The sequence below is a fragment of the Mesocryomonas lacus genome, assembly GCF_055730105.2.
This window is the reverse complement of record NZ_JBUZWF020000002.1, coordinates 24823-46995: the sequence shown is the minus strand read 5'-3', so window position 1 is coordinate 46995 and position 22173 is coordinate 24823. Positions and strand designations below refer to the sequence as shown.

The 22173-nt window shown below is 67.6% G+C and carries 19 protein-coding genes, 2 tRNA genes and 1 pseudogene; 9 read left to right on the top strand and 13 right to left on the bottom strand.

What is annotated here, in order from left to right:
- The 6 genes from pcaF to pcaDC form a co-directional block, all read right to left on the bottom strand.
- A complete protein-coding gene (gene pcaF / locus ACZLZQ_RS05355) occupies positions 1 to 1206 on the bottom strand; it encodes a 3-oxoadipyl-CoA thiolase (RefSeq protein ID WP_472948494.1) in 1206 nt (401 codons plus the stop codon).
- Position 1207: 1 nt separating this feature from the next.
- Entirely contained in the window at positions 1208 to 1894 is a 687-nt protein-coding gene (locus ACZLZQ_RS05350; RefSeq protein ID WP_472948493.1) for a 3-oxoacid CoA-transferase subunit B, read from the bottom strand.
- On the bottom strand, positions 1891 to 2625 hold the full coding sequence (locus ACZLZQ_RS05345) for a 3-oxoacid CoA-transferase subunit A (protein WP_472948492.1): 735 nt from the start codon (positions 2623 to 2625) through the stop codon (positions 1891 to 1893). Before ACZLZQ_RS05345 ends, ACZLZQ_RS05350 begins: the two co-directional genes overlap by 4 nt.
- A gap of 83 nt (positions 2626 to 2708) precedes the next feature.
- A complete protein-coding gene (gene pcaG, locus ACZLZQ_RS05340) occupies positions 2709 to 3335 on the bottom strand; it encodes a protocatechuate 3,4-dioxygenase subunit alpha (RefSeq protein WP_472948491.1) in 627 nt (208 codons plus the stop codon).
- On the bottom strand, positions 3335 to 4057 hold the full coding sequence (gene pcaH / locus ACZLZQ_RS05335; RefSeq protein ID WP_472948490.1) for a protocatechuate 3,4-dioxygenase subunit beta: 723 nt from the start codon (positions 4055 to 4057) through the stop codon (positions 3335 to 3337). The genes pcaG and pcaH overlap by 1 nt, the downstream gene beginning before the upstream one ends.
- Complete coding sequence (gene pcaDC / locus ACZLZQ_RS05330; RefSeq protein ID WP_472948489.1) at positions 4054 to 5283, bottom strand: bifunctional 3-oxoadipate enol-lactonase/4-carboxymuconolactone decarboxylase PcaDC; 1230 nt, start codon at positions 5281 to 5283, stop codon at positions 4054 to 4056. Before pcaDC ends, pcaH begins: the two co-directional genes overlap by 4 nt.
- A gap of 99 nt (positions 5284 to 5382) precedes the next feature.
- On the opposite strand from pcaDC, the gene pcaQ reads away from it, so the two are divergent.
- The 3 genes from pcaQ (at position 5383) to ACZLZQ_RS05315 (ending at position 9229) form a co-directional block, all read left to right on the top strand.
- On the top strand, positions 5383 to 6321 hold the full coding sequence (pcaQ, locus tag ACZLZQ_RS05325) for a pca operon transcription factor PcaQ (RefSeq protein WP_472948488.1): 939 nt from the start codon (positions 5383 to 5385) through the stop codon (positions 6319 to 6321).
- Positions 6322 to 6415: 94 nt separating this feature from the next.
- Entirely contained in the window at positions 6416 to 7258 is an 843-nt protein-coding gene (locus tag ACZLZQ_RS05320) for a cyclase family protein (protein ID WP_472948487.1), read from the top strand.
- A gap of 78 nt (positions 7259 to 7336) precedes the next feature.
- Positions 7337 to 9229 carry a bifunctional sugar phosphate isomerase/epimerase/4-hydroxyphenylpyruvate dioxygenase family protein gene (locus ACZLZQ_RS05315; protein ID WP_472948486.1) on the top strand — a complete coding sequence of 631 codons (1893 nt, stop codon included), beginning with the start codon at positions 7337 to 7339 and terminating at the stop codon, positions 9227 to 9229.
- 21 nt (positions 9230 to 9250) lie between these two features.
- Here ACZLZQ_RS05315 and ACZLZQ_RS05310 read toward each other — a convergent pair whose 3' ends face one another.
- Positions 9251 to 9958, bottom strand: coding sequence for a TetR/AcrR family transcriptional regulator (locus tag ACZLZQ_RS05310; protein ID WP_472948485.1), 708 nt, complete (start codon positions 9956 to 9958; stop codon positions 9251 to 9253).
- Between the two features lie 281 nt (positions 9959 to 10239).
- Between ACZLZQ_RS05310 and ACZLZQ_RS05305 the strand changes: the two genes are divergently transcribed.
- The 5 genes from ACZLZQ_RS05305 to ACZLZQ_RS05285 all read left to right on the top strand — a co-directional run bounded on the left by ACZLZQ_RS05305 (position 10240) and on the right by ACZLZQ_RS05285 (position 15241).
- Complete coding sequence (locus tag ACZLZQ_RS05305) at positions 10240 to 10836, top strand: TRAP transporter small permease (protein WP_472948484.1); 597 nt, start codon at positions 10240 to 10242, stop codon at positions 10834 to 10836.
- Positions 10837 to 10846: 10 nt separating this feature from the next.
- Positions 10847 to 12130 (top strand): TRAP transporter large permease subunit, encoded by a 1284-nt coding sequence (locus tag ACZLZQ_RS05300; RefSeq protein WP_472948483.1) that lies wholly within the window; start codon positions 10847 to 10849, stop codon positions 12128 to 12130.
- Positions 12131 to 12230: 100 nt separating this feature from the next.
- A complete protein-coding gene (locus ACZLZQ_RS05295) occupies positions 12231 to 13247 on the top strand; it encodes a TRAP transporter substrate-binding protein (RefSeq protein WP_472948482.1) in 1017 nt (338 codons plus the stop codon).
- Between the two features lie 67 nt (positions 13248 to 13314).
- Positions 13315 to 14175 (top strand): shikimate dehydrogenase, encoded by an 861-nt coding sequence (locus tag ACZLZQ_RS05290; RefSeq protein ID WP_472948481.1) that lies wholly within the window; start codon positions 13315 to 13317, stop codon positions 14173 to 14175.
- A gap of 361 nt (positions 14176 to 14536) precedes the next feature.
- Positions 14537 to 15241 carry a RibD family protein gene (locus tag ACZLZQ_RS05285; protein WP_472948480.1) on the top strand — a complete coding sequence of 235 codons (705 nt, stop codon included), beginning with the start codon at positions 14537 to 14539 and terminating at the stop codon, positions 15239 to 15241.
- Positions 15242 to 15470: 229 nt separating this feature from the next.
- Here ACZLZQ_RS05285 and ACZLZQ_RS05280 read toward each other — a convergent pair.
- Positions 15471 to 15547 (bottom strand) — tRNA-Pro (locus ACZLZQ_RS05280).
- Between the two features lie 146 nt (positions 15548 to 15693).
- Here ACZLZQ_RS05280 and ACZLZQ_RS05275 point away from each other — a divergent pair.
- A tRNA-Gln gene (locus tag ACZLZQ_RS05275) sits at positions 15694 to 15768 on the top strand.
- A gap of 99 nt (positions 15769 to 15867) precedes the next feature.
- Here ACZLZQ_RS05275 and ACZLZQ_RS05270 read toward each other — a convergent pair.
- From ACZLZQ_RS05270 to ACZLZQ_RS05250, 5 genes and pseudogenes are all read right to left on the bottom strand, one after another.
- A complete protein-coding gene (locus ACZLZQ_RS05270) occupies positions 15868 to 16359 on the bottom strand; it encodes a hypothetical protein (protein ID WP_472948479.1) in 492 nt (163 codons plus the stop codon).
- Positions 16352 to 16957: a ferritin-like domain-containing protein gene (locus tag ACZLZQ_RS05265; RefSeq protein WP_472948478.1), complete on the bottom strand. Its 606-nt coding sequence runs from the start codon at positions 16955 to 16957 to the stop codon at positions 16352 to 16354. The genes ACZLZQ_RS05270 and ACZLZQ_RS05265 overlap by 8 nt, the downstream gene beginning before the upstream one ends.
- Before the next feature lie 466 nt (positions 16958 to 17423).
- Positions 17424 to 17657, bottom strand: a pseudogene (locus ACZLZQ_RS05260) (ferritin-like domain-containing protein); the annotation flags it as partial.
- Positions 17658 to 17767: 110 nt separating this feature from the next.
- Positions 17768 to 19669 (bottom strand): GMC family oxidoreductase, encoded by a 1902-nt coding sequence (locus ACZLZQ_RS05255; RefSeq protein WP_472948477.1) that lies wholly within the window; start codon positions 19667 to 19669, stop codon positions 17768 to 17770.
- A 15-nt stretch (positions 19670 to 19684) separates the two neighbouring features.
- The gene (locus ACZLZQ_RS05250) at positions 19685 to 22150 is read right to left on the bottom strand and encodes a glycoside hydrolase family 15 protein (protein WP_472948476.1); all 2466 of its coding nucleotides are present in this window, start codon (positions 22148 to 22150) and stop codon (positions 19685 to 19687) included.
- Between the last annotated feature and the right edge of the window lie 23 nt (positions 22151 to 22173).

The window sequence follows — 22173 nt, the reverse complement described above, 5'->3', positions numbered from 1 at the left end:
TCAGACCCTCTCCAGCGCGACGGAAATGCCTTGGCCGACGCCGATGCACATGGTGGCGAGTGCCCGGCGCTGCCCGGTAAGGGCCAGCTCCAGCGCGGCCGTTCCGGTGATGCGCGCGCCCGACATGCCGAGCGGATGGCCGAGCGCGATGGCACCGCCGTTCGGATTGACCCGCGCGTCGTCGTCGGCGATGCCGAGGTCGCGGAGCGTGGCGAGCCCTTGGCTGGCGAAGGCCTCGTTCAGCTCGATCACATCGAAATCTGCGGCCGAGAGTTTCAGCCGGTCGAGGAGCTTCTTCGTCGCCAATGCCGGGCCGAAGCCCATGATGCGCGGGGCAAGGCCCGCGGACGCGCCGCCGAGGATGCGGGCGATCGGCGTCAGGCCATGCCGGTGGGCCGCGGCTTCGCTGGCGATGATCAGAGCGGCCGCGCCGTCGTTGACGCCCGAAGCATTGCCGGCGGTGACCGAGCCGCCCTTGCGGAACGGCGTCTTCAGAGCCGCGAGGCCTTCAAGCGTGGTGTCCGCGCGCGGATGCTCGTCCTCGCCGACCAGCTTCGGATCGCCGCGCTTCTGCGGCACGGGGACGGGCACGATCTCGCGGGCGAGACGGCCATTGGCCTGCGCGGCGACCGCCTTCTGCTGCGAGCGATAGGCGAACAAGTCCTGGTCCGCCCGCGAAACGGCAAAGTCCTCGGCGACGTTCTCGCCGGTCTCCGGCATGGAATCGACGCCGTAGAGGGTCTTCATCAAGGGGTTGACGAAGCGCCAGCCGATGGTGGTGTCGTGGATCTCGGCCTGGCGCGAGAAGGCGCTTTCGGCCTTCGGCATGACGAAGGGCGCGCGGCTCATGCTTTCGACGCCGCCGGCAATCACCAGTTCCGCCTCGCCGGCCTTGATCGCCCGCGCCGCGGTGATCACCGCATCCATGCCGGAGCCGCAGAGCCGGTTGATCGTCGTGCCCGGCACGCTGTCGGGAAGACCGGCCAGCAGCAGCGACATGCGCGCGACGTTGCGGTTGTCCTCGCCCGCTTGGTTGGCGCAGCCTAAGATCACCTCGTCCACCGCCGAGAAGTCGACGCCGGGATGACGCTCCATCAGGGCCTTTAACGGAATGGCGCCGAGATCGTCGGCCCGCACTGTGGACAGGGCGCCGCCGAAGCGGCCGATGGGAGTGCGCACATAGGCGCAGATGAAGGCGTCTGGCATGTCAGATCTCCGGCACGGCGAGGTCGGCGACAGCGCCTTCAACGTGGAGCTTCGCCCCGGTCGCGGCCTGCAGGTCTTCAAGCGACAGCAGCGGCAGCTTTTCGCGCAGGACGAAGCGGCCGGCCTCGATGTCGACGACGGCAAGGCTGGTATAGATGCGCGTCACGCAGCCGACGCCGGTGAGCGGCAGGCTGCAGCGGCCGACGAGCTTCGGCTTGCCGTCCTTCGTCACGTGGTCGGTGATAACAGCGACGCGCTTGGCGCCGTGCACGAGGTCCATGGCGCCGCCGACCGCCGGCACGCCTTTCGGCCCGGTCGACCAGTTGGCGAGATCGCCGGTCTCGGCCACCTCGTAGGCGCCGAGGATGGCGACGTCGAGATGGCCGCCGCGCACCATGGCAAAACTGTCGGCATGGTGGAAGAAGGCGGTGCCGGGCTTCAGCGTCACCGCCTTCTTGCCGGCATTGATGAGGTCCCAGTCCTCCTCCCCCGCGACCGGCGCCTCGCCGAAGCCGAGGATGCCGTTCTCGGTGTGGAAGATCGCCTGCCGGCCGGGGGGCTGAAAGCGCGCGACCATCTCGGGAAAGCCGATGCCGAGATTGACGTAGGCGCCATCCTCGATGTCCTGCGCCGCACGCCAGGCCATCTGGCTGGAACTCAGTCTCGCGGTCGTCGGGCTCGCGGTCATCGGGCGGTCTCCGGATAGGCGGCCTTGGCGCGGTTCAGCACTTCCTCCTGCGCGGGATCGGCCACCTCGACCAGGCCTTGCACGAAAATGCCGGGCGTCACGACGTGCTCGGGATCGATCTCGCCGGGGGCAACGATCTTCGAGACCTGCACGATAGTCGTGGCGGCGGCCATGCACATCAGCGGGTTGAAGTTGCGCGCGGCCTTGTTGAAGGTGAGGTTGCCGAGCGTGTCGCCGAGATGCGCCTTCACCAGCGCGACATCGGCCTTCAGCCAGCGCTCGCGGATATAGGAGCGTCCGTCGAAGACCTCGACCGGCTTGCCCGCGGCAAGGTCGGTGCCGTAGCCGGTCGGCGTGTAGAAGGCCGGGATGCCGGCGCCGCCGGCGCGGATGCGCTCGGCGAGCGTTCCCTGCGGCACCAGCTCCAGCTCGATCTCGCCGGCCAGGTATTTGTCGGTGAACACCCGCGGATCGGCCGAGCGCGGGAAGGAGCAGATGAGCTTTGCGACCATGCCCTGCGCGATCAGCGCGGCAAGGCCGACATCGCCATTGCCGGCATTGTTGTTGACGACGGTGAGGTTCGTCGGCCGGCCCGTTTCGATGAAGCGGTCGATCAGCGCGTGGATCAGCTCGATCGGCGCGCCCGAGCCGCCGAAGCCGCCGATCATCACGGTTGCCCCGTCCTCGATGCCCGCAACGGCCTCGGAAAGGCTGCTCAGCGTCTTGTCCATGTCACTCCTTCGCGGGGACAGCCCCGCCGCACGCCGAATTAAAGGGGGCGCCATCCCGCGGCGCCGAGGCGCCGACGACGCCCTCAGATGTCGAGAAAAACCGTCTCGCGCTCGCCCTGCAGGCGAATGTCGAAGGTGAAGACCGGCAGGCCATCCCGCTCGGTCCGCGGGGCGATCAGCGTCTCGCGCCGTTCCGGCGACGGGATGCGCTGGAGCAGCGGGTCGGCGGCATTGGCGTCTGCTGCGTCGGCGAAATAGAGGCGGGTGTGCAGGCCGAGATTGATGCCGCGGGCGACGATCCAGACCGTGATGTGCGGCGCCTGCGGGCGGCCGTCCGGCATCGGCACCGGGCCGGGGCGGATGGTCTCGAAGCGGTACGTGCCGTCAACGTCCGAGACCGGCTGGCGTCCCCAGCCGGAGAAAGCAGCGTCCGCTTGCCCCCGGGTCTCTGCGGGCGACGGATGAAGGCCTTCCGCATCGGCCTGCCAGATCTCGATCAGCGCATCGCGCACCGGCGCCCCTGCCCCGTCGGTCAGCCGCCCCTCGACGAGGATCCGCTCGCCCTTCGTTTCCGGGCCGACCAGCACCAAGCCGAGATCGTCCCGCCAGACGCCGGTGATCTCTACCCAGTTCGGATTGGTGCCGATGTGGACGTAGGGGCCCGCGGTCTGCGACGGCGATTCCTTGAGATAGGCGAGCGACTGGACCATCAATTGCCCTCCATCCGGTTCTCGAACAGCGTCGAGCGGCGGCCGCGCAGCACGATGTCGAACTTGTAGGCGAGGCTGTCCATCGGGATCGTCGCATGGCGGTCGAGCGCGGCGACGAGTTGCTCGATCGCGGCCCTGTCGGGGATCGTGCGCACGATCGGGCACTGCCAGATCATCGGGTCGCCCTCGAAGTACATCTGCGTCACCAGCCGCTGCGCGAAGGCATGGCCGAAGACGGAGAAGTGGATATGCGCCGGGCGCCAGTCGTTGACGCCGTTCGGCCAGGGATAGGCGCCGGGCTTCACGGTCCGGAAGGCGTAAGCACCGTCGGCGTCCGTGATCGCCCGGCCGCAGCCGCCGAAATTCGGGTCGAGGGCGGCGCGGTAGCCCTCGTTCTTGTGGCGGTAGCGACCGCCGGCATTGGCCTGCCAGAACTCGAGGAGGGCCCCCGGCACCGGCCGCCCCGCCTCGTCCAGCACCCGGCCATAGACCACGATGCGCTGGCCGATCGCCTCGCCGCCGTCCTTGCCGAAATTGCGGATGAGGTCGTTGTCGAGAGGGCCGAGAATATCCTGGCCGAACACCGGCCCGGTCTCCTCCGAGAGCGTCGTCGGCATCGACAGCAGCGCCTGCTGCGGCGCGCGCAGGACCGAGGTCTTGTAGGTCGGCCTCAGCGCCGGCGGATGCCAGGACCGATCGCGCGGGAAATAGCCGCCGCTCATGACGCCTCCCCCGCCAAACCCATGTCGGACAATGTCGCCTTTGCGATCTTGATGGCGTGGTTGGCGGCGGGAACGCCGGCATAGACAGCGACATGCATCAGCGCCTCGGCGATGTCCTCGGCCGTCGCGCCGGTGTTGGCGGTGGCGCGCACGTGCAGCGCCACCTCCTCGTCCTGGCCGAGCGCGGCGAGAAGCGCGATGGTCACGATCGACCGCTCGCGCCGGGTGAAATGCGGGCGCGACCAGACGGTGCCCCAGGCACCCTCGGTGATGAAGCGCTGGAAGGCGGCGTCGAAGGGCGTGATGCCGGCGGTGGCGCGCTCGACATGGGCGCTGCCGAGAACCGCGCGCCGCACCGCCATGCCGGCGTCGAAGGCGGAGGCGCCGGTGTCGCCCGCCGAGTTCGCGGCCGCGTCCGTCGACGCATGCCGTTGGGTTTCCGCGGCCGCGAGGTGCCGGCGGATCGCCGCGGCGATAACGGCGGGATGCTCGAGGCATGGCAGGTGACCGGCGCCGCTGATGGTCTCGAACCCAGCGCCCGGAATGCGCCGCGCCGTCGCTTCGACGATGTCGGGCGGGGTGGCGAGATCGCCGTCGCCGACGAGCACCAGCGTCGGGGCGTGGATGCCGGCGACGTCTTCGGTGAGGTCGGCATCGCGCAACGCCGCGGCGATGCCGGCATAACCAGCGGTGCTCGTCTGCTCCAGCATCGCACGCCAGCCGGCCAGCACCGCCGGCTGCGCCTTGGCGAAGGCCGGCGAGACCCAGCGTGCGGCCACAGCTTCAGCGATTCCCGCAACGCTGCCGCCCACCTCGACGGCGGCGATGCGCTCGTTCCAGCCCTCCGCCGTGCCGATCTTCGCCGCCGTGTCCATCAGCACCAGCGCGTCGACGCGACCGGGGTGGCTGAGCGCGATGCCTTGGGCGACGAGGCCGCCGACGGAGAGACCGACCAGCGATGCGCTCGTCCAGCCGACGGCGTCGAGGAGACCGACGGCGTCCGCAACGAGGCGGTCGAGGGTATAAGGGGCGGGCGTCGCCTCGCTCAGACCATGTCCCCGCATGTCGTAGGTCAGGATCTCGCAGGTGGGCGCGAGGAGGGCCGCCACCTCGTCCCAGATCCGGAAGTCGGAGCCAAGCGAGTTGAGGAAGAGAAGGCGACGTCCTCCGGGTGTCCCGCTCAGGCGGTAGTGCACGGCGATGCCGTCGACCATCGTGAATGCCATGTCGCCTCCTCCCATGCTGCCAGGATCCTGTATAATCGGCAGAAGCGGTGATGTTAAATGAGGATTGCGAAGCCGTGCATAACCCGGGAGTTATGAGGCATGTCCACTACCGCGATTCGCCTCCGCCACCTCCGTACCTTCGTCACCGTCGCGCGGGAGGGCAGCGTCGGGCGCGCCGCCGAGGTGCTCTCGGTCACCCAGCCGGCGGTGTCGAAGACCTTGAAGGAGCTGGAGCTGATCCTCGGGGTGACGCTGCTCGACCGGTCGCGGCGCGGCGGCTTCCTCCTGCCGGCGGGCGAAATGTTCCTGCGCCATGCCGAGACGAGCCTCTCGGCCTTGCGTCAAGGGGTGGAGGAGCTCGAAGGTCTCGGCGCCACCGAGGCTCTGCCGGTGCGGGTCGGTGCGCTACCGACGGTCTCGGCGCGTCTCCTGCCGCCCGCCATCCAGCGCTACCGCGCGCACGGGCCCCGCGCGGCGCCGCGCATCGTCACCGGGCCGACCGCCTACCTGATGGCACAGCTGCGGCAAGGCGACCTCGACATCGTCATCGGCCGCATGAGCGCGGCGGAGGAGATGACCGGGCTGCTGTTCGAGCATCTCTATTCCGAGCGGATCGTCTTCGCCGCGCGGGCGGGCCATCCACTGGCGGGACTCGCCTCCCCCGGCGCGGAGATCGGCCGCTTCGAGTGCTTGATGCCGCCGCCGGGCTCGGTGATCCGCCCGACGGTAGACCGGCTCTTCCTCGCCGCCAACCTTCCGCGACCGGCCTCCATCGTCGAGACGGTGTCGCTGGCTTTCGGCCGCACCTATGTCCGCGCGACCGATGCGCTGTGGATCATCTCCGAGGGCGTGGTGCTGGAGGATGTGCGCACGGGGGCGATGACCCTCCTCGCCATCCCGACCGCCGACACGCTCGGCCCCGTCGGTATCTCGACCCGAGCCGGCCTGCCGCTGTCGCCCGCGGCCGAACTGCTCCTCGCCAACCTGCGTCTCGTCGCCACCGAGATCCGGGCAGAGCAGGCCAGCGCCGGCGGGTGAACCCGGCGCCGATGTTGCAATCACGAACTAGTTCGTACACTTTCGGAAGGACCCGTTGGGACAAGCGGGAGTCATTCTGGGAGGAAGTTGACGCATGTGCCCTCCGAACTGCCTGCATTCCGTCTGCGAAACAGCGACGCGCCGCGGCCTCCTGAAGGGCGGCTTCGGCCTCGGCCTGGGGCTCGCCGCCGCGGGTCTCGGCCTCAGCCCGCCGGCGCAAGCCGCCAACCCCGCGCCCGAGTTTCGCTTCTCGAAGGTGCACGACCTCACCCACACGCTGTTTGAGGGCTTTCCGACCTTCAGCGGGGAGAAATGGTTTACGGTCGAGAAGCCGGTGACCTGGGCGAAGGACAAGGTGAACCTCCACCGCTGGACGCTGATGGAGCACACCGGCACGCACATCGATGCGCCGCTGCACTTCTCCGAGAACGGCATGAGCGTCGACATGATCGAGATCGCCGACCTCGTGGTGCCGCTGGCGGTGATCGACATCCGTGCGCGGGCGGCGGAGGACGCTGACGCAGCCCTGACGCCGGACGACATCAAGGCCTGGGAAGCCACAAACGGCGAGCTTCCCGAGGGCTGCTGCGTGGCGATGAACTCCGGCTGGCACAGGCTTCTCGATCAGCCGAAGTTCACCGGGCGCGACGCCGAAGGCCGCAACCATACGCCCGGCTTCCACGCCGAGACGGCGGAATTCCTGATCACCGAGCGCCGGGTCAAGGGCATCGCCGTCGACACGCTGTCGCTCGACCGGGGCCTCGCCTCCGCCGGCGATTTTCCCGTGCACTACCATTGGCTTGGCAGCGGGCGCTGGGGCGTCGAGGCGATCGCCGGGCTCGACGACCTGCCCGCGAAGGGCGCGATGCTGGTCGTCGCCGGCCCGAAGGTCCGGGGCGGCACGGGCGGCCCCAGCCGGGTCATCGCCCTCGTTTGAGCCAGCAGACGATCTGAAGACCGCCGGCCGGGTGCCTCTGACGACCCGGCCGGGTCCCTTGCTGAGCGGAGCCGCGCCATGAAGACCTCGATCGCCACCGTCTCCCTCTCGGGCGACCTCGCCGACAAGCTGAGCGCCACGGCGGCGGCCGGGTTCGATGCCGTCGAGATCTTCGAAAACGATTTCCTCGCCTTCGACCTCGGGGCCCGCGACGTCGGCAAGATGGTGCGCGATGCCGGGCTCGAAATCTCGCTGTTCCAGCCATTCCGCGACTTCGAGGGCCTGCCGGAGCCGCAGCGCGCGAAAGCCTTCGACCGCGCGCGGCGCAAGTTCGAGACGATGAATGAGCTCGGCACCGACCTCGTCCTGATCTGCTCCACCGTCTCGCCGCTGGCGCTCGGCGGCATCGACCGGGCCGCCGACGATCTGCGTGATCTCGGCGAGATCGCTAAGGCCGCCGGCGTGCGCATCGGCTACGAGGCCCTCGCCTGGGGCCGCTATGTCAGCGACCACCGCGACGCCTGGGAGATCGTGCGGCGCGCCGACCATCCGAATGTCGGCCTGATCCTCGACAGTTTCCACACGCTCGCGCGCGGCATCGACCCCGGCTCGATCCGCTCGATCCCGAAGGACAAGATCTTCATCGTGCAGATGGCGGATGCGCCGAAGCTCGATCTCGACCTCCTCTCCTGGAGCCGGCACTACCGCAACATGCCAGGCCAGGGCGAGCTGCCGGTCGCCGACTTCATGGCCGCGGTCGAGGCGACGGGCTATGCCGGCTACTACTCGCTGGAGATCTTCAACGACCAGTTCCGCGCCGGCTCGGCCCGGCAGACGGCGGTCGACGGGCGGCGCTCGCTGTTCTTCCTGATGGACCGGCTGAAGGCCGAGGGACGCGCCTTGAACGGTCCCTCGGAGAAGGAGCCGTTTCCCCCGCCGGCCAAGACCAGCGGCGTCTCCTTCTGCGAGTTCGCCACCGACCGCGCGTCCGCAACAGGACTTTCGGCGCTTCTAACGTCGATCGGCTTCCGCCATGCCGGGCACCACCGCTCCAAGGATGTCGACCTCTTCACGCAAGGCGATCTGCGCGTCGTGGTGAACACCGAGACCGAGGGCCTTGCCCACTCGTCCTATGTCGTCCACGGCACCAATGTCTGCGCGCTGGGCTTGCGCATGGTCGACGCCCCGGCGGCGCTGAAGCGCGCCGAGGGGCTGCTTGCCGCGCCCTTCCGCCAGCCCGTCGGTCCCGGCGAGCTCGAACTTTCGGCGATCCGCGGCGTCGGCGGCAGCCTTCTCTATCTCGCCGCCGAGGACGATGCGCTGGAGCGGCAGTGGGAGATCGATTTCGCGCTGGAGCCTGGCTGGAACAGCCATAGCGGCGCGGGGCTCGCCGCTGTCGACCATGTCGCGCAGACCGTGCGCTACGAGGACATGCTGTCCTGGACGCTGTTCTACCACTCGATCTTCGATCTGAAGGTCATGCCGCCGATCGAGGTGCCCGATCCCGGCGGGCTGGTGCTGAGCCAGGTACTCGAGAATGCGGACGGGAGCTTGCGCGTCGTGCTCAACGGCTCGCAGTCGGTGCGCACGCTGTCGGCGCGCTTCGTCAGCCAGTTCGTTGGCCCGGGCGTCCAGCATGTCGCCTTCCGCACCGAGGACATCCTGAAAACCGTCGAGACGCTGCGCGTTAACGGCGTCGAGCTCCTGCGCATTCCGCAGAACTACTATGACGACCTCGAGGCGAAGTTCGACCTGGCGCCCGAGATGCTCGGCGCCATGCGCGGCGCCGGCATCCTCTACGACCGCGACGACGCTGGCGAGTATTTCCAGATCTACCTGAAGGCTCTGGACGGTGGTTTCTTCATCGAGATCGTCGAGCGGCGCGGCTATCGCGGCCTCGGGGCGGCCAATGCGGCGATCCGGCTGGCCACCCAGTCCCGCTCCTCCCCCGCCGGAATTCCGACGCGGTAGCCGCCGCCCGGGCGGCGCGCGTCAGGCGGTCCGCAGCAGCGCCAGGACGGCGTCCTGCAGCAGCGCCTTCTGGCGGGCGCGGGCCGTCGACTCAGCGAGGTCGCGGCCGAAGATCGTGCCGAACGTATGGCGGTTGGAGACGCGGAAGAAGCAGAAGGACGAGATCAGCATGTGGAGGTCGATCGGATCGACCTCGCGGCTGAACACGCCGCTTTCTTTGCCGCGGGCAAGGATCGTCTCGATGGTCGAGATGACCGAGACGTTCAGCCGGCTGAGGCTGGTCGACTGGCGCATGTGCTCGGCGCGGTGGATGTTCTCGATCGTCACCAGGCGGATGAAGGCAGGGTGCGCCTCGTCATAGTCGAAGGTGAAGTCGATCAGCCGGCGCATCGCCTCGACGGGATTGAGCTCAGCCAGCTTCAGCTCGTCCTCGACCTTGCGGATGGCCGCATAGGCGTCCTCCAGCACGGCGAGGTAGAGGCCCTCCTTCGAGCCGAAGTGATAGTAGATCATCCGCTTGGAGGTGCGGGTGCGGGCGGCGATCGCATCGACCCGGGCGCCCGACAGCCCGTTCGCGGCAAATTCCTCGCAGGCGACGCGCAGGATGTCGCTGCGGGTCTGCTCGGTGCGGTCGCGCTGGCCGATGCGGACGGCACCAGCAGCGCCCCCGCCACCGCTCTCTTCGCCGACGGGCCGCTCCGACACCCCGTTCGAACTCTCAGTTGTCATCTCGCCCCACGTCTTCCGGACCCGACTTCGACAGATATCAACGAACAGCCAGCACCCGTGACCGGCCGAACATCTTCCGGCCTACCACGAAACTCAACATTTGACCTAACGAACCAGTTAGTACATCTTTCCTGCGGTTCGGGGCAGCAGGGTGGAAAAGCCAGCCTCGATGAAGTCATCCCTCTTGCGCGCCCGGCCCCTCCCGAGGGAAACCCCGGCGCACCGGCAGGGACAAAAGAACAAGCGCGAATGCGCCGATCGGTTCGGGAGGACGTCTGGTCATGAAGCGAATCGTCGATGCCTATTTCGCCCTGCTGAAGGTCGCCATCGTGCTGCTTCTGGCCGGCATGGTCGTGCTGGTCTTCGGCAATGTCGTGCTGCGCTACGCCCTGAACAGCGGCATCACCATGTCGGAGGAACTGTCGCGGCTCGCCTTCGTCTGGCTGATCTTCCTCGGCGCGGCGCTCGCCTTGCGCGACCACGCCCATATTGGCATCGACAGCCTCAACCGGGCGCTGCCGCCCCGCGCTGCGAAGGCTTGCGTCCTCCTCGGCTACGCCCTGATGCTGGTCGCTTGCGTGCTGCTGTTCCAGGGCGGCCTCGAGCAGGCGATGCTGACCTGGACGGCCGTGACGCCGGCCGCCGGCATCTCGATGAGCTGGTTCATGATCCCGGTCGTCGTTTTCGCCGTCACGGCCTTCCTCATCCTCGTCGTCGAGTCGCTCGCGATCCTCACCGGGCGGATCGACATCACGAGCGCCGTTCTCGTGCAGGAATCCGAGGATCTTCTGGACGCCGACGCCGCCCACCCGCACCCCACGCCGGCTGCGGCCGGTCATTCGCACCCCAAGCCGGCTGCCGCCGGCCCCGGCCGCTGAGGAGACGGGCATGGTCGTCGCAGTCTTCCTCGGCTCGCTGCTCGGCACGATGGCGCTCGGCATGCCGATCGCCTTCGCGCTCGTCCTTTCCGGCGTCGCCTTGATGATCCACATGGATCTGTTCGACGGCCAGATCGTCGCGCAGACCATCCTGCAAGGCGCGGACAGTTTTACGCTGATCGCCGTCCCCTTCTTCATGCTCGCCGGCGAGATCATGAACCAGGGCGGCCTGTCCAAGCGGATCGTCAACCTCGCCGTGGCGCTCGTCGGCCACCGCCGCGGCGGGCTCGGCTTCGTCTGCATCCTGGCGGCCTGCGTCCTCTCCAGCCTGTCGGGCTCGGCGGTCGCGGACGCTGCAGCGCTCGCGGCGCTGCTGATGCCGATGATGGTGCGGTCCGGCCATGATCCGGCGATGTCGGGCGGCCTCATCGCGTCCTCCGCGATCATCGGCCCGATCATCCCGCCTTCGATCGGCTTCATTCTCTACGGCGTCGTCGGTGGCGTCTCGATCACCAAGCTCTTCCTCGCCGGCATCGCGCCCGGCCTGATGATCGGCGCGGCGCTGTGCGTCGCCTGGCTATTCGTCATCCGCAAGGAAAACATCGCGCTTCCCGTCCGGGCGAGCGCCGGCGAGCGGCGGCACGCGCTGGTCTCCAGCCTCTGGGCGCTGATGCTGCCCGTCATCATCATTTTCGGCCTGAAGTTCGGCGTCTTCACCCCGACCGAGGCCGGCGTCGTCGCCGCCGTCTACTCGCTCTTCGTAGCGATGGTGGTCTACCGCGAGCTGACGCCGTCGATGCTCTTCGGCGTGTTCGCCGCCGCGGCCAAGACGACGGCGGTGGTGATGTTCCTCGTCGCGGCCGCCTCGGTCTCGGCCTGGCTGATCACCGTCGCCGACCTACCGGGCGCGATGGTCGCGCTGCTCGAGCCGCTGATGGACAACCAGACGCTGCTGCTCATCGCCATCATGGTGCTGATCGTCGCCGTCGGCACCGCCATGGACATGACGCCGACCATCCTGATCTTGACGCCGGTGCTGCTGCCGGTGATCAAGCAGGCCGGCATCGACCCCGTCTATTTCGGCGTCCTTTTCATCATCAACAACTCGATCGGCCTCATCACCCCGCCGGTCGGCACGGTGCTGAACGTCGTCTGCGGCGTCGGCGGCATCTCGATGGCCAAGCTGATCCGCGGCGTCTGGCCGTTCATGGTGGCGCAGCTGATCGTCCTGATGCTGCTCGTTCTGTTTCCGGCGCTCGTCATGGTACCCGCGGCCTTCTTCTCCGGCCGCTGACCGCGTCGCTTTTCGCCCGCGCTTGACCGCAAGGGCCGTCACACCGCCTTCGGGCACAACCGGGACGGAAGCAACCGTCCCCCTCGGGAGGAACCACACCATGCGCATGACCACCAAGATCGCCGCCGTTCTCGGCCTTGCCACGATCCTCGGCTCGGCCGGGATGGCCGGGGCGGAGATCCAGGAGCGGACCATCAAGTTCGCCGCGCAGAACTCCAAGGGCCACCCCCAGGTGACCGGCATGGAGCGCTTCGCCGAGCTGGTGAAGGAGAAGAGCGGCGGCAAGATCACGGTGAAGCTCTTCCCCGGCGGCACGCTCGGCGGCGACGTGCAGACGCTCGCCTCGATCCAAGGCGGCACCGTCGAGATGAGCGTGATGAACGCCGGCATCCTGTCGGGCACGGTGAAGGAGTTCGGCGTCGTCGACTTGCCCTTCCTGTTCACGACACCCGAAGAGGCCGATGCCGTGATGGACGGCAAGATCGGCACCGATCTGATGAACCGGCTGCCCGAGCACCGCCTCCTCGGCCTCGGCTTCTGGGAGCTTGGCTTTCGCCACCTCACCAACAACCGCCACCCGGTCGAGAGCGTCGACGACGTGAAGGGCCTGAAGATCCGCACGGTGCAGTCCGCCGTGCCGCTCGCCACCTTCAACGCGCTCGGCGCCAATGCCGTGCCGCTGCCCTATCCCGAGCTCTACAGCGCGCTGGAGACCGGCACGGTCGACGGCCAGGAGAACCCGCTCTCCAACATCGTCAACGCCAAGTTCACCGAGGTGCAGAAGTACCTGACCCTCACCGGCCACCAGTACAACCCGCAGATCGTCCTCGTCTCAAAGGTGTTCTGGGACAAGCTCGACCCCGAGGAGCAGGCGCTGCTGCAGGCTTCGGCCACCGAGGCACGCGACTACCAGCGCAAGGTCTCGCGCGACGCCAATGCCGGCTTCCTCGCCGAGATCAAGAAGACCGACATGGCGGTCATCGAACTCTCGCCGGAGAAGCTCGACGCCTTCCGCAAGGCGGTCGAGCCGGTGGTTGCCGAGTTCCGCGAGACGATCGGCGCCGAGACCGTCGACGCGGTGCTCGCCCAGCTGAACACCCTCCGCGGCACCAAGTAGACCGACGTCCGCGGCGGCGGGCCTCTGCTCGCCGCCGCGATATTTTCCTTTGCGCGAAAGCCACGTCATGCTCGACACCCCCACCAAGGCGATCCGGGTCGGCCTCATCGGCAGCGGGATCCAGCTCTCGCGCTCGCCGGCGCTGCACGAGGCGGAAGGGCGCGCCAACGGCCTCGCCCTCACCTATGAGCTGATCGACCTCGATGTCCGCGGCGTCGGGCTCGCCGCCCTCCCCGCGCTGCTGCGCGAGGTGGAGGAGCGCGGCTTTGCCGGCGTCAACATCACCCACCCCGCCAAGCAGGCGGTAATCGCCGAGCTAGACGCGCTCTCGCCGGAGGCCAAGGCGCTTGGCGCGGTCAACACCGTGGTGCTGCAGGATGGCCGGCGCACCGGGCACAACACCGACTGTTCCGGCTTTGCCGAAAGCTTTCGCCGCGGCTTGCCGGACGCCGATCTCGCCGATGTCGTCCAGCTGGGTGCCGGCGGCGCGGGAGCGGCGGTCGCCCGCGCCTTGCTGCAACTTGGCGCACAAACGCTGACGATCTTCGACCAGGAGATCGCGCGGGCCGAGCATCTCGCCGAAAAGCTGACGCGGCAGTTTCCGGACGCCACCGTCGGCGCCGGCACCGACCTTCGAACCGCCATGGGCGCGGCACGGGGCCTCGTGCACGCCACCCCGACCGGCACCGCCGCCCATCCCGGCCTACCGCTCGACCCCGACTGGATCGAGCCCCGCCATTTCGTGGCGGAAATCGTCTATTTCCCGCTGGAGACCGAACTCCTGCGGCGCGCCCGTGAAAAGGGCTGCCGGACCGTCGACGGCGGCGGCATGGCCGTCTTCCAGGCCGCCGGCGCGTTCCGGCATTTTACGAGCGTCGAGCCCGACGCCGAGCGGATGCTCGCCGCCTTTGCGGCGATGGGCGCCTGAGGGCGTCAACAGCTTGATTTCGGCCCGATGGAGTTCGGGCGATGGGGTCTAGCCGACAGCTGTCTTATCGGCTCACGTTGGAACGCCTCGGACGGATTGTGCGGCGGGCCAGCCCCACAATGCCGACATCACCACCGCATCCAGCGCAAGATGTTGCTTTGACGTGGCGAGGCGCGAAGGCCGCGCTACCTGATGGGCTTGCACCAGATGCGCGCCGGCGATCCGAAATCGCGGTTGTCGCCGGCAAGGCTGCCGCGTTGTCGCTGGTGGGCGGGACGCGCTGGATGTCCGAAAGGCGACGCTTGAAGAAGCGAACGCCCTGGCAGTCACGGCCTGCATGACGAACATTGAGGAAACCAACATGAACGACCTGCCCAAGATCATCTGCCACATGATGTCCTCCCTCGACGGCGGACTTCACCCCAGCCGCTACACGGAAAGCGCTGTCGGCGGCGTCAAGGATTGGAATGGCGCCTATGAGGCCGTCCATGACGGCCTTTCGGCCGATGCCTGGCTGGTCGGCCGGGTGACGATGGCCGAGATGGCCAAGGGTGAACCACATCCCCCGCAGAACACGCAGACCGTCGAGAGGCCCATCCACATCGCGCCGCGCGGAAGCGGGAAGCATGCGGTCGCGATCGACCGATCGGCGAAACTTCACTTCCGCCAGGCCGAGATCAACGGCGACTCCGTGATCGTTATCCTCGGCAGCGACGTCGCCGACGCGCATCTGGCGGAACTCGCGGGCGACGGAATCTCCTACATCGTGTCCGACGGTCCAGAGATCGACCTCGAGGCGGCCCTTCGCACCTTGCGCCGGGAGTTCGGCATCGAGACCCTCCTGCTCGAGGGCGGCGGCGGCACCAACGGCGCGTTCTTCGCCGCGGGGCTGGTCGACGAGCTCAGCATCATCCTCGCCCCGGCGCTGGTCGGCCGCGTCAACGAGCAAGGCATCGTGGCTTTCGGGGACGAGGGCCTGAAGGGCAAGGTCCGGCTCTCGCTGATCGGGGCCGAGCCGCTGGCGCACGACCTGCTTCACCTGCGGTATAGCGTGAAAGCCGCCTGAGGCGGCCCAGTCCTAGAAGGCGAAGGAGATACGCTTCTTCCTCGGCAGGCTGTTCCTGCGCCCGATAACGCGGTCGCAGGGGCAGTCGGTTCTAGTGAAGGTCGAAGCTGGTTTGCGGTGGCCGGGGCAACAAGGCAACGACCCACGCTCGCGCCACCAATCATCACCGCAAAACTCGGAAATCAGAATGGTCGCTAACGTCATCTCGGGACTGACGGGACCGATGTGCTGGTCGGAGTGGCAGGATTCGAACCTGCGACCCCCTCGTCCCGAACGAGGTGCGCTACCAGGCTGCGCTACACTCCGTGACCTGCGAGGGCTCTATAGCCGCCGCCGAACGCGGCTGCAAGTTGGTTCGCCGGAATCTTTTTCAACGTGCCGGTCCGGGTGAGAGCGGCGTTGCAAGCCTCCGGCGGAGGCGGTATAGAACCGCCGTTCGGCTGAGCCGCCGATGGGGCGTCGCCAAGTGGTAAGGCAGCGGCTTTTGGTGCCGCCATTCCCAGGTTCGAATCCTGGCGCCCCAGCCACGGCATGACTCCGTGACACTTGCCTTTGCGCAAAATCCGCTTGTCACCTGAACAATCTCCGACACCGTCAGCGAAGCCCCGGCAATGCCCGGCGCCGCGTCAGATGCACTCCTCCGGAATCGGCAAGGGCACCGGTGGGAGGACCCAGGACTGGTGGCCGCCCGGCTTGGCGCCGGCGGGATGGGCGCCGACGGCGGGACCGAGGAGGGATTCGGCATAGGCGTGGGGAAACGGGATGAAGGTCCTGTCGCCGGGCCGCGCACCGAAATTCGCCCGCCAGGTCGGCGGCAGCTCGAACCAGACCGCGCTGTACCAGAGCTTGATGATGTTGCGGGCGATCGGGCCGAACTCCGGATGGTTGCGGATCGCCCCTTCCAGGCTGCATGCCGAGGACGCGCGTTGTCCATCGGCGTTGCGGACGACCTTGCAGTTCTCGTAGGCATCGAGAAGCCGCTGCAGCCTCTCGGGCCCGACGATGCGCTCGACCACCGCAAAATAGCGCGGGCCGTAGCCGGTCCCCAGAAGATCGAAGCGCGAGAGGCCGCAAAGCTGCACGGAAAGGCTGAGGAAGCTGTCGAGGGGATCACACATGGCGGCCAGCCCCTTCTGCAGGAGCGGCGGACGGAACGGTTGTCGGCGTCCCCCCGGGACCGGAGGGAATGCGGGAAGCCCCCTTCAGCGCGTTCTTCGGCACGCTGTCGGGATAAAGGACCTCGTCCATCTCGAAGGTCGGTGCCGCATGAAAGGCGGTGCCGGGCAGCGGGTGACGCACGAGCCGCTCCATCGCGTCCTTGATCGCGAACATTTCTGAAGTGAAGACGCTGCCGAGCATTTCGGGATGGCCGTTGAAGGCCTGGGTGAGAAGGCCGAGGAAACGCTGGTAGCGACCGTTGAACAGGCGGGCGTGGCGCTGGAGCTCGGGATGGCCGGCGTAATCCGCGACCTTGGCGTTGGCCTTCACCGGGAAGACCGCCGCCATGTCCACCGGAAACCGGCCGCCCGTGGGGTGGCCGGGCGCATCGCCCGTCCCGTCCTTGTTCGGATCGCGATAGTAGCGCCGCTGGCGAATCTGGTCGAAGCGGTAGTAATGGGCGAGTTCGCCGCCGGGATCGTAGACGCTTTCCGTGCCACCCTCGCCCTGGCTGGCGATGAAGTCGATCGCCTTCAGGGCGCTGGTGAGGTCGGTCACCGCCGTCAGGTCGCCCCCCCGCGGAGTAGTAGTATTTCGGGTCGACCTGCCGCCGGGGGTCGCCGCAGAAGAGAGCCTCGGCGCCGAGCTCCAGCGTCAACTCGACGAAGCCGAGATGGATTGCCTTGTAGAACTCGCCAATGCTCCAATAGTGCAGCTCGATATCCACGCCGTCATCGGCGAGCGCCGGAACCCGCGGGACCAGCGACCGCCCGGCCTCAGAGATCGACTTGCGCAGGGTCGTCAGCCGGTGGTGCGGCACGACGGCGATGTCGTATTGCAGTTCAAAGGCGCCCTCCCCCAACGCTTTGATCGGCACCAGTGTGTTCTCCCCTTTGAAAATGGAGACGTCCATCTGGTTGCTCGACACGGATACCGTCTTGCGGAGGCGCTCGAAGCCCCCTTCATGCTCTTGCTGCAGGCTGGTCGGCCGCTCGATCGCCAGAAAATTCTCCAGCGCATGGTCGCAGAGCGTCTCGATCCCAACCTCGAAATCGTCCTGGCCGGTCGGCAGATGCGTCGGATAGCGCGGAACGAAGCCCTCGGCGACGAGATCCGGCGAGCCGCCGATGGCGTTGAGCAAGTTCGCCGCGAAGGTGAGATGCAGCATCTCCTCCTTCGCGACGGCGCGGATGATGTCGATCGCTTGGCGGTTTGCCTCGGCATTCGCGGCATAGGCGGCGGTGAGATAAGGCGGGATGGTCGCGTGCTCGAGCTGCAGGGCGACCTGCAGATACTGCTACAACTGGTCGACGGTCTCGATGATCGTGCTGGGGGTTTCCATGACAGGCTCTCGCTTTCGGAGGGAGGTCACATGCGTGCGAGGTGGGCGAGAAGGGCGTCCGCGGTCCTGAGGCAGAGCGCCGCCGCCGTCAGCGTGGTGTTGGACGATCCGATCGAGGGCATGCTGCCCGGCCCGACGAGGTAGAGATTGGGGTGATCCCAGGACTTCTGGTCGGCGTCGACGACCGAGTTCTCCCGCCCCGTCCCCATGACATGCGTGCCGGAGAGATGGTTGCCGCCGCGAATGGCGTAGCCCTCGCCGTTATAGGGGACGTAGCCGTAGTCCCACGGGTCGTAGTGGGTGAAATCCTCGACGCTGAGCTTCTCGAACATCCGCCGCGACAGGCCGCGGGCGTATTCCGCCGTCGCCATGCTGTAGTCGTCGATCTTCATGTCGACGACCGGCCGCATGTTGCCGAGACGGTCGACATGGCGCGGATCGACGGTCACCCGGCTCGCCGGGTCGGCCGGCATCTCGATCATAAAGGCGAGGAGCAGCTGGCGGGACAGGCGCCAGCCGAGCGCCTCGCGCAAGGCGCGGCCGGAGAGATTGTCCTGGTCGACGAACTCGACGAGATCGGCGAGCGGCGAGCCGGTGGCCCAGCCCCAGCCATCATTGTGAATGTCGGCCGCGAACGAGGCGTAGCGGTTGCGGAAGTCACCTTGCCGGAAATTGCAGAGACCGGAGGTGCAGGAAGGGCCCCTTCCCGTCCCGGCATCCTCAGGCAGCAGGCCCCAGGTCAGGAGATAGGGATGGTCCATCAGGTGGCGGCCGGTGAGGTCGTTGACGGGGTGGCCGTTCTCGGCCGCCGACGCCAGCATCAGCCGGGCATTCTCGACCGCATTCGCCGCCAGGATGAAGACTTTCCCGCGCACGCGGCCGACCGTGTGCGCCGGCGACCGCCGGTCGGAATAGCGCTTGAACTCGATCTCGGTCACCGCGCCGGTCTCGGGATCGAGGATGATGCGGCTCGCCACCGCCTGGTCAAGCAGCTTGGTGCGGCCGGTGCCGATGGCCTTGATCAGCGTCTTGCGCGCGTCGTAGCGGGCCTGGACCGGGCAGAGCGGGACGCAGTTGGTGTTGCCCTGGCAGCGCTCGCCCTCCTCGGTTTGGTGCAGGCTGATGGCACCCAACGGCGAGAATGCCGCGCCGCCGTTGAACTTGGCGTAAGCCGGGTTCGGATCGGCGTTCTTGGCCTGCGGAAAGGTGATCCAGTCGATGTCGACCGGCGTGCCGCCGATCTCGTCGCGCATGCCGGAGAGGCGCTCGGCGACGATGCGGTCGAGATAGCTCGGCTGCAGCTCGACCATCGGATAGACGTAGTCCTCGCTGCTGTACTCGACGCCGACCGTGCGCTGCGCCGCCGCGTCGCCGGATACGCCGAGCAGAAACTCCGCCCGGTCGTAATAGGGCTTGAGATCGTCGAGCCCGATCGGCCAGTCCAGCCCGCGGCCGAACCGGCTCTTCAGCTGGAAATCCTCGCGCAGCATGCGGATGGCCTTGGCCTCCCAATGGACCGTCGTGCCGCCGAGCACGCGGGTATAGACGGAGTCGCTGACATAGGGGCCGGACTGGACCCAGTACGCCTCGGCGTTCGTCTGCCCCGCCTTCAGCGTGCGCAGGTCCGGTCCGCGCGGCATTTCGGCATTCGGATTGCGCGCAAACGGCGCGTTGTTGTCCTTGTTCGGGTTGCCGTAGAAGGTTTCAAGGAAACGCTGGAAACCGTTCTGCGAGAGGTCGCGGCCGAGCCCCGCCTCGAGGATCAGGACGCGGTATCCCTTCTCGGTGAGCGCGCTGGCGATGATGGCGCCGGAAATGCCGGCGCCGACGATGACGGCATCATAGTCGCCGGCGATGGCCTCCTCGGTGGCGACGGTGGGCGCAAGGCTTGCGAAGGGGTGTTCGGCATCTGACAGGGCTTCTGACATGGGAAAACCGACCGTCTAGGGGTGAAGCTTGATGGTGAAGTTGGACCCTTGCCAGCTCTGGCTGGAGAGCCAGTAGAAGGTGAAGGTCAGCGCCGAACCGGCTGCGCCGGGAAGCGTCGGTAGATCGGCATAGTAGATGCCGACCTCGGTGCCGGTGGCCGTGAGATCTTCGAAGCTCTGCCAGTCATCCTTGGTCCAGCGCAGGCGGAAGGGCGACGGCAGCGGAATGCGGACGGTCTTGCCGGCCGGCATGGACAGGAACTGGCGGTCGAAATTCCAGACCTCGAGCGGGCTCTTGGCGTGCGGCTTGAGGTAGCGGTCGGCGACCGGATCGATCCGGTCGAAAACCCGGCCGTCCGACACCGAGCGCACCAGCTTGATGTATTCGGCATGCCCCCAGGCGAGTGGCATGGCCGAGCCGGTGGGGCCGCCCTTCTCCAGCGGCGGATAGACGTTCGGAAGGTTGGGGGCATTCCACAGCTGCTCGGCGATGAGGCCCCGCGCGCCGGCGAAGGCTTCGAGGGTGCGCACATAGGGCTTGGCGTCGCGTCCGGCGGCGACCTCGTAATGCGCGCGCTCGCCGGTGAGCAGCGGCCAGGGCCGGCCGACGCCGGTCGAGCCGAAAGGCTCGCCATTGTCGCCTTGTCCGTAACCGTCATGGTTGTAGCGGCGGTAGCATGGTCCTTGCGGCAGGTTGTCCTTCAGCTCGGCATCGATGACCGCGACGGTGTTCTTGATGATCGGGTCGTCGGCGGGACGGATGCCGAAGCGGACGAGTTCGAGAAAGCCGCCGTCGACGACGTTGCGGGCCGGAAAAGCGCCGCCGCCCTGGATGTTCTTGAGGTAGACGATGGCGGTATTCGGATCCTCGGGCAGCGAAGGGTTGCGGTTGCCCCAAGATTTGACCTCCGTTGGCAGGATGCGGATGTAGTGCTCGGTAATGCCCGGCACGAGCTCGCCCTTTGTGGTGACGCACCAGGCCTCGAGATGGGATTCGAGGAAGTCCGCGTGCTCGCGCAGGAAGTTTGCCGTCACCGGGTCGCCCCAGTGGTTCTCGGCGAGGTCGGCCGCGCAGATGAGACCGGCGATGTTGGCGGCGAGCGTCGAGGGCGAATAGCCCTCGTTCTCCTCCCAGCGCTCCTCCTGCGTCATCGGGCCCTTGGCGATCACCGCGCCCGAAGCCGCCAGCACCATCGGCCGGGGATTATAGGCCTGCAGCGCCTTCGCCTGCGTCAGGTGATAGGCGAGGATGACGGGATAGGAGAGTTCGTCGAGCTGGACGCCGTCCCAGTAGGGCACGCCGTTGATGAAGAAGTTCTGGTGAAACCCGCCGTCCGGCGACTGGTTGGTCGCCAGGAACATCAGCGCCCGCAGCGGCAGGTCCATCTCGCCGGCCGCCAGGAGCGCCGTCGCGCTCTGGCACATGTCGCGCGGCCAGACGAGGTGGTAGCCGGCGTTCTCGTCGCGGTTGTTGTAGCCCCAAGGGATGGAGAGCGAGGCGACCAGCGCGCCTTGCGAGCTCTTGTCCTCGTGCGTCATGAGAACGTTGCGGCTGAGGTTGAAGAGGCGGTCCTTGTCGCCCGTCGTCTTGGGCACCGGCTTGAAGCCGGGAGAAGCGAGGCGCGCCTCGACCCAGTCGTTGATGTAGGTCTGCAGCTGACCGCGCGGCGCCTCCTGGTCGAAGGGATAGCTCAGCGCCTCGCGGATCATCACCATGGCCGGGTTCGGCTGCGAGGAATTGCCGTCCCGGTCGAGGCAGAAGCCAAGGCCGAGGACGAATTCGGTGTCGGTGCCGCGGGTAATCTCACCCATCACAGCGACATTGCCGTTCTCGGCGCAGTGATAGTCCCAGACCGGCAGTCGGCGGTTGCCGATGATGTCGGTCCAGCCGTCGTTCACCCCGACATAGCCGCAGCTGGTATGGCCGAGGCCGCAGCTGGCATTCAGCGCCAGCCAGAAATCGCCGTGCCGGGCGACGAGCTTCTTGCCGTCGGTGGTCACCGCGACATAGGCCGAATTGGCGGAGCCTTGTCCTCCCAGATGCGGCGCGAGAAGCGCGTACACCTTCAGCCCCGCGAGGAAAGCCGCGTCGTCGCTGATGAGGCGGGTGCGGATGAGGAGGCAGGAGGAGTCCGACGAGGCGATGATCTCCTGGACCACCGAATAGGGCTGGCCGATCGCCGTGCTGGTCAGCCGGAAGGCCGGGGCGCGCGGGTCGATCGCCTCCCATTCATGGGTGAAGTCGCGCTGCGCGTCGTGGAAGAAAGTGACGCCGTCGGTGAACATCAGCTGGAGGTCGGGGATCTGCGGCGTGTCGACGTCGGGAAAGTAGATCTCGGTGACGATGCCGCCGGCGGCGGTGAACCAGATCCGGCTCGCCGACGAGAAGGCGGTCCCGATCGCGTCCTTGTCGGCGCGGGTCCACATGGCGACGGCGCCAGGGCCGCCGGGGGCTGGGTGGTCGGTCAGCAGCGTTGCCATGGTTTTCCCTTGTTCGGGTTATG